Origin of the sequence: Kitasatospora sp. NPDC059577 (genome assembly GCF_042735475.1) — a bacterium.
Taxonomy (GTDB): Bacteria; Actinomycetota; Actinomycetes; order Streptomycetales; family Streptomycetaceae; genus Kitasatospora.
Genome location: NZ_JBHWBZ010000053.1, coordinates 59,074 through 68,817, shown reverse-complemented (window position 1 = coordinate 68,817; position 9,744 = coordinate 59,074). Strand labels below are relative to the sequence as shown.

The window sequence follows — 9,744 nt, the reverse complement described above, 5'->3', positions numbered from 1 at the left end:
CCCCGGCCCCCGGGTCCACGGGGGCCGCCCGGGACACTGGGCGGCCCACCCCTCGGGGCCGACGCCGCCGGGGCGGGCGTCGGCCGGACCGTACGGTTCCCGGGTGTAGACGAAGGAGCCGACGTCGAGGTGGCTGACCGTGCCGTCGGCCTTGCGGACCACCCGCAGGGTCTCGCCCGCGTAGTAGTTGTCGAGGCCGGTCCAGGTGCCGTCCGGCTCGGGCCGGAAGCGCGAGCCGCGGCCGGTCGAGGCGAGCTGGGAGAGTTCCAGGACGCGGTCGGCCCGCAGCCGCAGGGTGTTCGGCGCGGCGCCCCAGTACCAGGGGCCGGTGAGCTCCAGCAGGTCCTCATCGGCCTCGGGCAGCGGGCGCCAGGGCTCGGGCAGCGGGGGCTCGTGGTCGGCGGTGAGGGTGATCAATCCGGCGGCGAGCTGCGGGGCGTTGCCGCCGCTGGTGGCGTTGGAGAGGGCGAACGCGGCGAGTCCGTCGGTCTCGCTGATCCACAGGCCGGCCGTGAAGCCGGGCATCGAGCCGGTGTGCCCGTACAGCAACCTGCCCTCGTGGCGGCGCAGTTGCAGGCCGAGGCCGAAGGCGGTGGTCCACCCGGCGTCGTCCGGGGCGACGGCGGGGCGGCGCATCTCGGCGAGGGTGTCGGCGGCCAGCACCTTGTCGTCGCCGGCGGCGAGGAAGGCCGCCCAGCGGGCCAGGTCGGCGCCGGTGGACCAGAGTTGGCCGGCCGGGCCCATCAGGCCGGTGTCGGTGAGCGGCTCGGGCAGCATGACGTCGGCCCACGGGTGGACGGCGAAGCCCCCGGCGTGCGGGTGTTGGGGCAGCAGCGTGGTGCGGTCCATGCCGAGCGGCGCCAGCACCTCGCGGCGCAGCACCTCGCCCCAGTGCTCACCGCGCACCTTCTCCACCAGCGCGCCGAGCAGCGCGTAGCCGGGGTTGGAGTAGTGGAGGCGGCGTCCGGCCGGGTGTTTGACGGGCCGGCCGGTCTCCAGGACGTCGTCGAGGGCGGGCCGCAGGGAGCCGTCGGTCCGCTCCCACCACGGGCCGGGGGTCTCGGCGGCGAGCCCCGAGGAGTGCGAGAGCAGGTGGGCGATCGTCGCGCCGTCGGCCGCGGTGCCGGGCAGGTGGCGGCCGAGCGGGTCGGCGAGGTCGAGCAGGCCCTCGTCGCGCAGCCGCAGCACCAGGACGGCGACGAAGGTCTTGGTGAGCGAGCCGATCCGGTACTGGACGTCCGGGGTCGGCGCGTGGCCGTCGACCATGCTGCGGGCGCCGCTCCACACCAGCCGCCCGCCGCGCACCACGCCGGCGACCATCGAGGGAGTGCGCCCCTCGGACTGGGCGACCGCGAGGAGGTGCAGCAGGGCGCGGCGGGTGGTCGGCAGCAGTTCGTCGGGCAGGCCGGTCATGTGGGCTTCTGAACTCATCGACATGTGACGGACAGTAGCCCAGCCCGGCGCCGGCCCCGACCGGTTTTCCGGCCGCCCGACCGGCTGCTCGTCCGGCCGTCCGACCGGCCGCCCCACCAGCCGTCCGACCGGCTGCTCGTCCGGCCGCTCAGCCCGGCAGCGGCGGCAGTTCCGGCCGTTCCAGCCAGGCCTCGAAGAGCGGGCCGAGCGGCGTGGAGGTGTAACGGGAGGCGTGCGCCCGGAGGTCGGCGGTGTCGACCACACCGTGCCGGTTGATGCCCGTCCAGTCCCGCAGCATCGCGAAGAACGCGTCGTCGCCCAGGGCCCGCCGCAGGGCGTGCACGACGAGACCGCCGCGCTGGTACAGCCGGTCGTCGAACATCAGCTTCCGGCCGGGGTGGCCGAGGACCAGGTCCTGCGGCTGCCCGGCCAGCAGGGTGTGCGCGGCGGCGGCACGGGTGGCCGCGGCAGGGCCGCCCGTGTGCTCGGACCAGAGCCACTCCGCGTACTTGGCGAAGCCCTCGTTGAGCCAGATGTGCCGCCAGTCGGCGATCGTCACGCTGTTGCCGAACCACTGGTGGGCCAGCTCGTGGGCGATCAGCCGCTCGCGCTCCCAGCCGCCGCCGAGGTGGTTGGCGCCGAAGGTGGCGAGGCCCTGCGCCTCCACCGGCACGTCCAGTTCCTCGTCGGCGAGGACGACCGCGTACTCGCCGAACGGGTACGGCCCGAAGACCTCGCCGAAGTAGGCCGTCATCTCGGGCTGCCGGGCGAAGTCCCGGGCGAACCCGGTGGCCAGCCGCTCCGGCACGTACCCGGTCTGCGGCACGGCCGGCCGGGCGGCCAGCGGCACCGGCCGGTAGTGGCCGATGGACACCGTCACCAGGTACGTGGAGGTCGGCGCGCTCTGCTCGTACACCCAGGTGGTGCTGGACGCCCGGGTCGTGCGGGTCAGCAGCCGGCCGCTCGCGACCACGGTGAACGGCGACGGCGTGGTGACGGCGATCTGGTAGGTCGCCTTGTCGGCGGGCCGGTCGTTGCACGGGAACCAGGACGGCGCGCCGACCGGCTGGCTGGCCACCAGCGCGCCCTCGGTCAGCTCCTCCCAGCCCAGGCCGCCCCACGGGCTGCGCACCGGGCGCGGGTTGCCGGTGTAGTGCACCTCGACGGTGAACGCCGCGCCCGCCGCGAGCGGCTTCGCCGGGCGGATCCGCAGCTTGCCGCCGCGGTGGGTGTAGCGGGCGACCCGGCCGTCGACCAGGACCCGTCCGATCCGGAACTCGGCCAGGTCGAGCGCGAACTCGGCCAGCACCGCGTCCGCCACCGCGCTCAGCCGGGCCGATCCGGTCAGCCGGTTGGGACCGGGCCGGTAGTCCAGCGCCAGCTCGTAGCGGTGCACCCGGTAGCGGTGGTCGCCGCTGTTCGGGAAATACGGGTCCGGGGCGCCGGCGGCCGCGGGGGCGTGCTTGGACTTCACGGGGACGAGCGCTTCCTGCGGGCCGGGACGGGTGGTCGACGGGGTGGTCACGACGTGGTCTGCCACACCTCGATGGGGTTGCCCAGCCACCGCGTGTCGGCGGGGACGGACTCGGCACGCATCACCAGCGAGGCCGGGCCCAGCGTACTGCGCGCGCCCACCGTGCTGCCGGGCAGCACGATGCCGCCCGGGCCCAGGGTGGCGCCCTCGCGGAGGACCACAGTATCCATCCGCATGATCCGGTCGTGGAAGAGGTGGGTCTGCACGACGCAGCCCCGGTTGATGCTGACCCCGTCGCCGAGGGTGACCAGGTCCGCCTCCGGCAGCCAGTAGCTCTCGCACCAGACGCCGCTCCCGACCTTCGCGCCGAGCGCCCGCAGCCACAGGTTCAGCACCGGTGTGCCCGGCACCGCGCCGACCAGCCACGGCACCGCCAGCATCTCCACGAAGGTGTCCGCCAGCTCGTTGCGCCACACGAACCCGCTCCACAGCGGGTGCTCCACCGCCCGGAACCGCCCGACCAGCAGCCACTTCGCCGCCACCGCGACCAGGCAGGCCAGCGCACCGGCGCCCAGCAGCACCAGGCCCGACAGCAGCGCGGCGGTCAGCGGTGAGCCGGCCGCCAGCCAGGACAGCGCCGCCACCGTCAGCAGTCCCAGCGCGCCCGAGGCCAGCACCGGCACCACCCGGGCCAGCTCGACCAGCCCGCGCGCCCACAGCAGCCGGGCCGGCGGCTCGTAGGTCAGGCTCTGGTCGGCCCGGTCCGCCGCGCGCGGCAGCCGCACCGGCGGCATGCCCAGGTACGAGCTGCCCTTCTTCGCCTTCGCCGGCGTCGCCGACAGCACGCCCACCAGGCCGCGCTTGGGCACCGACCGGCCCGGCGCGGTCATCCCCGAGTTCCCGAGGAACGCCCGCTCGCCGACCTTCGCCTCGCCGAGCCGCACCCAGCCGCCGCCCAGCTCGTACGGGGCGATCAGGGTGTCGTCGGCCAGGAACGCGCCGTCGCCGACGGTGGTCAGGCTGGGCAGCGCGAGCACCGTCGACACCTCGGCGCCGCGGCCGATCCGCATCCCCAGCGCCCGCAGCCACAGCGGGGTGACCAGCCCGGCGTACAGCGGGAACAACACCTCCCGGGCCCGGTCCATCAGCTGGGTGACCGTCCACGCCTGCCAGCCGACCCGGCCGTGCAGCGGGTGCACTCCGGGCGCCAGGCCGATGCTCAGCAGCCGGACCAGCACCAGCAGCTGCGCCGCGTACACCGCGCCGTACGCGAGGGTCGCGGGCAGCAGGCCGAGCAGTGCGCCGCCGAGCGCCGGGCCGAGGGCGTCGCCCTGCTGGACGAAGCGGGACAGCACGGCGAGCGCGGCCACGGCGGGCAGCGCCGGGAGCAGGCCGAGCACGGCACCGCTCGCCCCGTACAGCGAGGCCCAGCGGGCCCGGCGCACCGGGCGGTCCTTGGGCCAGGTGCGCTCGGCGCGGCCCAGCTTGACGGCGGGCGCGCCGCCCCAGCGCTGGCCGGTCGGCACCTGGCCGGTGACGCTGGAGCCGGCCACCACCTGGGCGTGCTTGCCGATCCGGGCACCGGGCAGCAGCGTCGAGCGGGTGCCGACCACGGCGCCGGAGCCGACCTTGACCTGGCCGATCAGCAGCCGGTCGCCGTCCAGCCAGTAGCCGCACAGGTCCACCTCGGCCTCGACCGCGCAGCCGCGGCCCAGCTTCAGCATCCCGGTGACCGGCGGCAGCGAGTGCAGGTCCACCTCGGGCGCGACCTTGCAGCCCAGCGCGCGGGCGAAGCGCACCAGCCAGGCGCCGGACAGCGAGTCCGCGCCGCTGAGTTCGGCGAGCCGTTCGGCGGTCCACAGTCGCAGGTGCACGGCGCCGCCGCGCGGGTGGCTGCCGGGGCGCACGCCGCGCAGCAGCAGCCGTGCGCCGCCCGCCGCGACGGCCAGCCGGCCCGCCGGGGTGTACAGCGCCAGGGCGCCCGCGCCGACCCACCACCAGGAGGCGGTGGGCGCCCACGGGTAGTCCCCGAGGTGGGTGAGCAGGTTGCCGGCGGCCAGCAGGGCGACCGTCCAGCGCAGGCCGACCACGGTGAACAGCGGGACCAGCAGGAGCAGCTGCAGCAGCTTGGCCCTGGTCGGCACCCGGGTGACGGTGCGGGCCTCGGTGCGGTCGGGAGCGGTGCGCTCCAGGTGCCGGGCGAGCTTGCGCAGCGTCGGGTGCTGGTAGATGTCGAGGACGGCCGCGCTCGGGTAGCGGGTGCGCAGCAGGGTGGTCAGCCGGGCGGCGGCCAGGCTGCCGCCGCCGATCGCGAAGAAGTCGTCGCGCGGGCCGCCGACGGTGATGCCGAGGATCTCGGACCACTGCTCGGCCAGCCAGGCCTCGGTGCCGTACAGCTGCTCGCTCGGCCCGGCGGACTCCAGCTCGGGCAGCGGCCAGGGCAGGGCGTTGCGGTCGACCTTGCCGGAGGTGCGGGTGGGCAGGGTCTCCACGGTCGTGAGCAGCGGGACCAGGGCGGCGGGCAGCTCGGCGCGCAGCCGCTCGACGGCCTGCTCGCGGTCGAATCCGTCCTGCACCACCAGGTAGCCGACCAGCAGCTGGTTGCCGCCGCGCGCGGTCCGGACGGCGGCGGCCGCGCCCGCCACGCCGGGCAGGGCCTGCAGTGCCGCGTCGACCTCGCCGAGCTCGATCCGGCGGCCGCCCAGCTTGATCTGCTCGTCGGTGCGTCCGAGGAAGAGCAGGCCGGCCGGGTCGGCCTGGACGAGGTCTCCGCTGCGGTAGGCGCGCTCCCAGCCCAGTGAGGGCAGCGGCGCGTACTTCTCGGCGTCCTTCTCCGGGTCGAGGTAGCGGGCCAGGCCGACCCCGCCGATTACCAGCTGGCCGGTGCCGCCGGGGGCGACCGGAGCGCCGGCCTCGTCCACCACGGCGAGGTCCCAGCCGTCGAGCGGGAGGCCGATCCGCACCGGGCCCTCACCGCTCAGCAGGGCGGCGCAGGCGACCACGGTGGCCTCGGTCGGGCCGTAGGTGTTCCACACCTCGCGGCCCTCGGTGACCAGGCGCTGCACCAGCTCGGGCGGGCAGGCCTCGCCGCCGAAGATCAGCAGCCGCACCTCGTTGAGCGCCTCGGCGGGCCACAGGGCGGCCAGGGTCGGCACGGTGGAGACCACGGTGATCTCCTGCTCGGCGAGCCAGGGCCCGAGGTCGGCGCCGCTGCGGACCTGGGCGCGGGGGACGGGCACCAGGCAGGCGCCGTGCCGCCAGGCCAGCCACATCTCCTCGCAGGAGGCGTCGAAGGCCACCGACAGCCCGGCCATCACCCGGTCGCCCGGGCCGATCGGCTCGTCCTGGAGGAAGAGCGCGGCCTCGGCGTCCACGAAGGCGGCGGCGTTGCGGTGGGTGACGGCGACGCCCTTGGGCTTTCCGGTGGAGCCGGAGGTGAAGATGATCCAGGCGTCGTCGGCGGGGGTGGGGCGGTGCCCGGGGGCCGGAGCGCGCTCGGCCGTGGTGGTGAGGACGAGGCCGGCGCCGATCACACCGGCGACCCCGGCCTCGCCGAAGACCAGGTCGGCGCGTTCGTCCGGGTCCTCCGCGTCCACCGGGACGTAGGCGGCGCCGGCGGCGAGCACGGCGAGGATCGAGACGTACAGGTCGTTGGTTCCGGAGGGCACCCGCACGCCGACCCGGTCGCCCGGGCCGATCCCGGCGGCGGCCAGCCGGCGGCGCAGCCGGTCGACCTCGGCCGCCAGCGCGCGGTAGCCGAGCACGGTGCGGCCGTCGTCCAGGGCGGGCTCGTCGGGGTGGGCGCGCACGGTGGCCTCCAGGAGGTCCACCAGGGTGCGCGGTGCAGCGGCCGGGCGGCCCGGGAACAGGGCGTGCGGCGGCGCGGCGGGCCGGTGCGGCCGGCTCGGTTCGTTCGGCTCGATCGGTTCAGCTGTCATGGCAGCCCGTGCGCTCCTCGTCCTCGCCCCGTTCCGACCGATGCCCGGCCCTTGGGGGCGGTGGGAGCACTCGCCGGACCGGGTGACCCCACTCCGGGGCCGGAGCGGACAACCCAACCGATGGTAGCTCCGGTTCTCGGTCGGCGGGTGGGTCGTTGCGCGGCCCAACTCCGCCGGGGGCGGCCGAATCTGACGATCCGTCAGTCGACAACTGAGGCGGTGTTGCTCCGATGTGACGATGAGTCAGTCGAACTGACGGATCGTCAGGCCGGATTTCCGATCGTGATCCACACCACAGCGAATACTGCTCCCTTCGGGTGGCGGGCCCGGTGTTTCGGCCGTTTCCGGCACTCTTTCGGCCCTGCGGCCCCGGTCGGCCCGGGCCCGCCACGAGGGTCGGGACGGTCAGCCGAAGGCGTGCAGGTGCTCCCGGAGGAACGCTTCCAGGGTACGGGGGCTGCGCCCCGTGGCGTCGGTGAAGGCGCCGTCGGGCGTCTCCCGGCGCACCACGGCGAGCTGCTGGATCTCCACCACGTGGGCGGCGAGCCAGTCCGGCATCCCGGCACGTTCGACCAGATGGGCGTGCAGCCCGGCCGGGGCGAGGTCGACGTAGCGGACCGGCCGGCCGAGCAGCTCTCCCAGCAGCGCGGTGAGCTCCGGGTGGCTGTACGCCCGCCCGCCGGTGAGCGGGTAGGTGCCGCCCGCCAGCTCCGGGCGGGTGAGGACGTCGGCGGCGAGGTCGCCGACGTCCCGGACGTCCACGTAGTTGCAGCGGGCCTGCCCCGTCGCGCCGTGCACCACCCCGGCGGCGGCGATGCCGGGGGCCAGCAGCAGCAGCTTCTGCATGAACGCGTACGGGCGCAGGACGGTGGTGGTGACGCCCGAGGACCGCAGGCGCTCCTCGATCAGGTGGTGGCCGCGGGAGACGGCCACGGGGGAGTCCGGCTCGGCGGCGGGCGCGGAGACCTTGACGACGTGCTCCACCCCGCAGTCGAGCGCCGCGTCGATCGCCGCCAGCTCGTACCGGACCTGGTCCGGGCTGTTGGCCATGGTGAGGAAGAGCTGGCGGGCGCCGCGGAAGGCCGCCCGGAGGGACGCCGGATCGGCGGCGTCGGCCCGGAACGGCTCGGTCCGGGCGAGGGTCCGCCCGTCCAGTGAGGCGGCGAGCCGGCCGGGGTCGCGGCTGAGCGCGCGGCTCGGGGCGCCGAGGGCGGAGAGGCTGCGCAGGGTGGCGCCGCCGGTGGCGCCGGCGGCGCCCATGATGACGATCATGACGTCTGCCTTTCGGGTTGCGGTGCGGAGTGGAGTCGGTGCTGCGGTTCGCGGGGCGTGCGTCGGCTGGCGCGCCAGTGCCAGGTGGTGATGGTGGCGGCGATGGCGGCGGAGACCGGCAGGTCGACCGGCAGCCGCTTCGGCCAGGGGCTGTCGGCGAGGGCCGGGAGGTGCGGGAGCCAGTGCGCGGCGGCGAGGCCGACGCCGAGGGCGAGGGCGGCGGCGACCAGGCCGAGGACGGCTGCCGCGAGGGCGCGCGGGGTCCGGGCGGGCCGGGGGCGGACGGGGCGCCCGCGCAGGACGCCGCCGAGCGCGGCGGCCACCAGGGCCGAGGTGCCGCCGATGGTGGTGAGTGCGGCGACCACCAGCTCGTGTTGCCGGGTGACCGCCCCGCCGAGGCCGGCCATCGCGGCGGGCATGACGTAGGCGACCAGGACCTCGCGCCACAGGACGAACGGCGGCGGAGCGCCGGGGGCCTTCTTGCTCATGGGGTTGTCCTCACGTTCGGGTTGCCGTGGTTCCGGTGGTTCCGGTGGTTTCTGGTTAGGTGCCTAAGTATTTGTGCTTAGGTGCCTAACTATTGGGGCGAAGGGAAGGCGGGCCGACTGCGGCCCGCCCGGTGGGGTGTGGCGGTGGGGGTGCCAGGTTTGAGGTCGGGTCGCGGACGGCCCCGCGGTCAGTCCGCGGTGAACGCGTCGACGCCCGCGACCACCCGGGCCAGCAGGTCGAGGAAGGTGGTGCGCTCCTCGACGGAGAGGCCGCCGACCAGCGCCTGCATCCGGGCGAAGTGCTCGGGTGCCAGCTCGCGCAGCCGGTCGGCGCCGCGCGCGGTCAGGATCACCACGTTGCCGCGCCCGTCCTCGGTGGACGGGCGGCGGGCCACCAGACCCTCCCGCTCCAGGCCGTCGACCAGGCCGGTCACGGTCGCCCGGGAGACGCCCAGGCTCGCCGCGAGCTGGGACGGCGACTTCTCGCCGCCGTGGTCCTCCAGGTCGGCCAGCAGTCGGTAGCGGCCGGTGGAGAGCCCGAAGCGGCCGAAGTGCACCTCGCCGGCCTGTCCGATCCTGGCCCCCGCCGCCATCAGTCGGGCCGCGACCAGGACCGCCTGCGGGTCGGCCGCGAGGCCGTAGCGGGCGATCTGGCGGCGGGCCTGGTCGAGGGTGGGTGCGCCGGGGTCGAACTCGGAGTGCTGCGTCACGAGAAGTAATATGGCGCCTAATCAGATCTCTCGTCAAGTGCGCCCGGGAGAAGCGGGCGGGCCTGCGGACGGCGTCGGTGACCACGGGCCGGAGTCGATGCGGGTCCGGATGGAGCGGCTCGCCCCGGTCGGGGGGCGCCGCTTCGAGCGGATCGAGGACCTGGTCGGCCCGCCGTGCCCGAACGCCGTCCACCAGGTGGCTGCCGAGGACGGCTTGTCGAAGCCGATCGCGCAGCAGCGGCGCCGGCCGTGGGTCGCGTCGGCGGCCCGCGGCCTGGCCGACGGTGCGTCAGTCCGGGATGAGCGGGAGTCAGAACGACCCGCTAATGATTGGCCGTCAGGTCAATGAACCGTCAAGTTGGTTCATTCACAGAATATTCCGTTGTTTTCGGCATGGAGTGCGGACAATTCTGCGGTCCCGAGGTCTTCACACGGAGATCTCCGGCTGA

6 protein-coding genes are annotated in these 9,744 nt (G+C 75.3%); all 6 read right to left on the bottom strand.

The features are described from left to right. Positions 1–1,413 (bottom strand): serine hydrolase domain-containing protein (locus tag ACFV0O_RS31330; RefSeq protein WP_380347115.1); only part of this gene is annotated, 1,413 nt, incomplete at its 3' end. A gap of 148 nt (positions 1,414–1,561) precedes the next feature. Then, positions 1,562–2,887: a M1 family metallopeptidase gene (locus ACFV0O_RS31325; RefSeq protein WP_380347113.1), complete on the bottom strand. Its 1,326-nt coding sequence runs from the start codon at positions 2,885–2,887 to the stop codon at positions 1,562–1,564. Positions 2,888–2,934: 47 nt separating this feature from the next. Continuing rightward, a complete protein-coding gene (locus ACFV0O_RS31320; RefSeq protein WP_380347106.1) occupies positions 2,935–6,825 on the bottom strand; it encodes a Pls/PosA family non-ribosomal peptide synthetase in 3,891 nt (1,296 codons plus the stop codon). A gap of 405 nt (positions 6,826–7,230) precedes the next feature. Continuing rightward, positions 7,231–8,097, bottom strand: a complete 867-nt coding sequence (locus ACFV0O_RS31315; protein WP_380347105.1) for an NmrA family NAD(P)-binding protein — start codon at positions 8,095–8,097, stop codon at positions 7,231–7,233. Continuing rightward, complete coding sequence (locus ACFV0O_RS31310) at positions 8,094–8,585, bottom strand: hypothetical protein (protein WP_360255535.1); 492 nt, start codon at positions 8,583–8,585, stop codon at positions 8,094–8,096. Before ACFV0O_RS31310 ends, ACFV0O_RS31315 begins: the two co-directional genes overlap by 4 nt. A gap of 188 nt (positions 8,586–8,773) precedes the next feature. Continuing rightward, entirely contained in the window at positions 8,774–9,295 is a 522-nt protein-coding gene (locus ACFV0O_RS31305) for a MarR family transcriptional regulator (protein ID WP_360255533.1), read from the bottom strand. Positions 9,296–9,744: the final 449 nt, after the last annotated feature.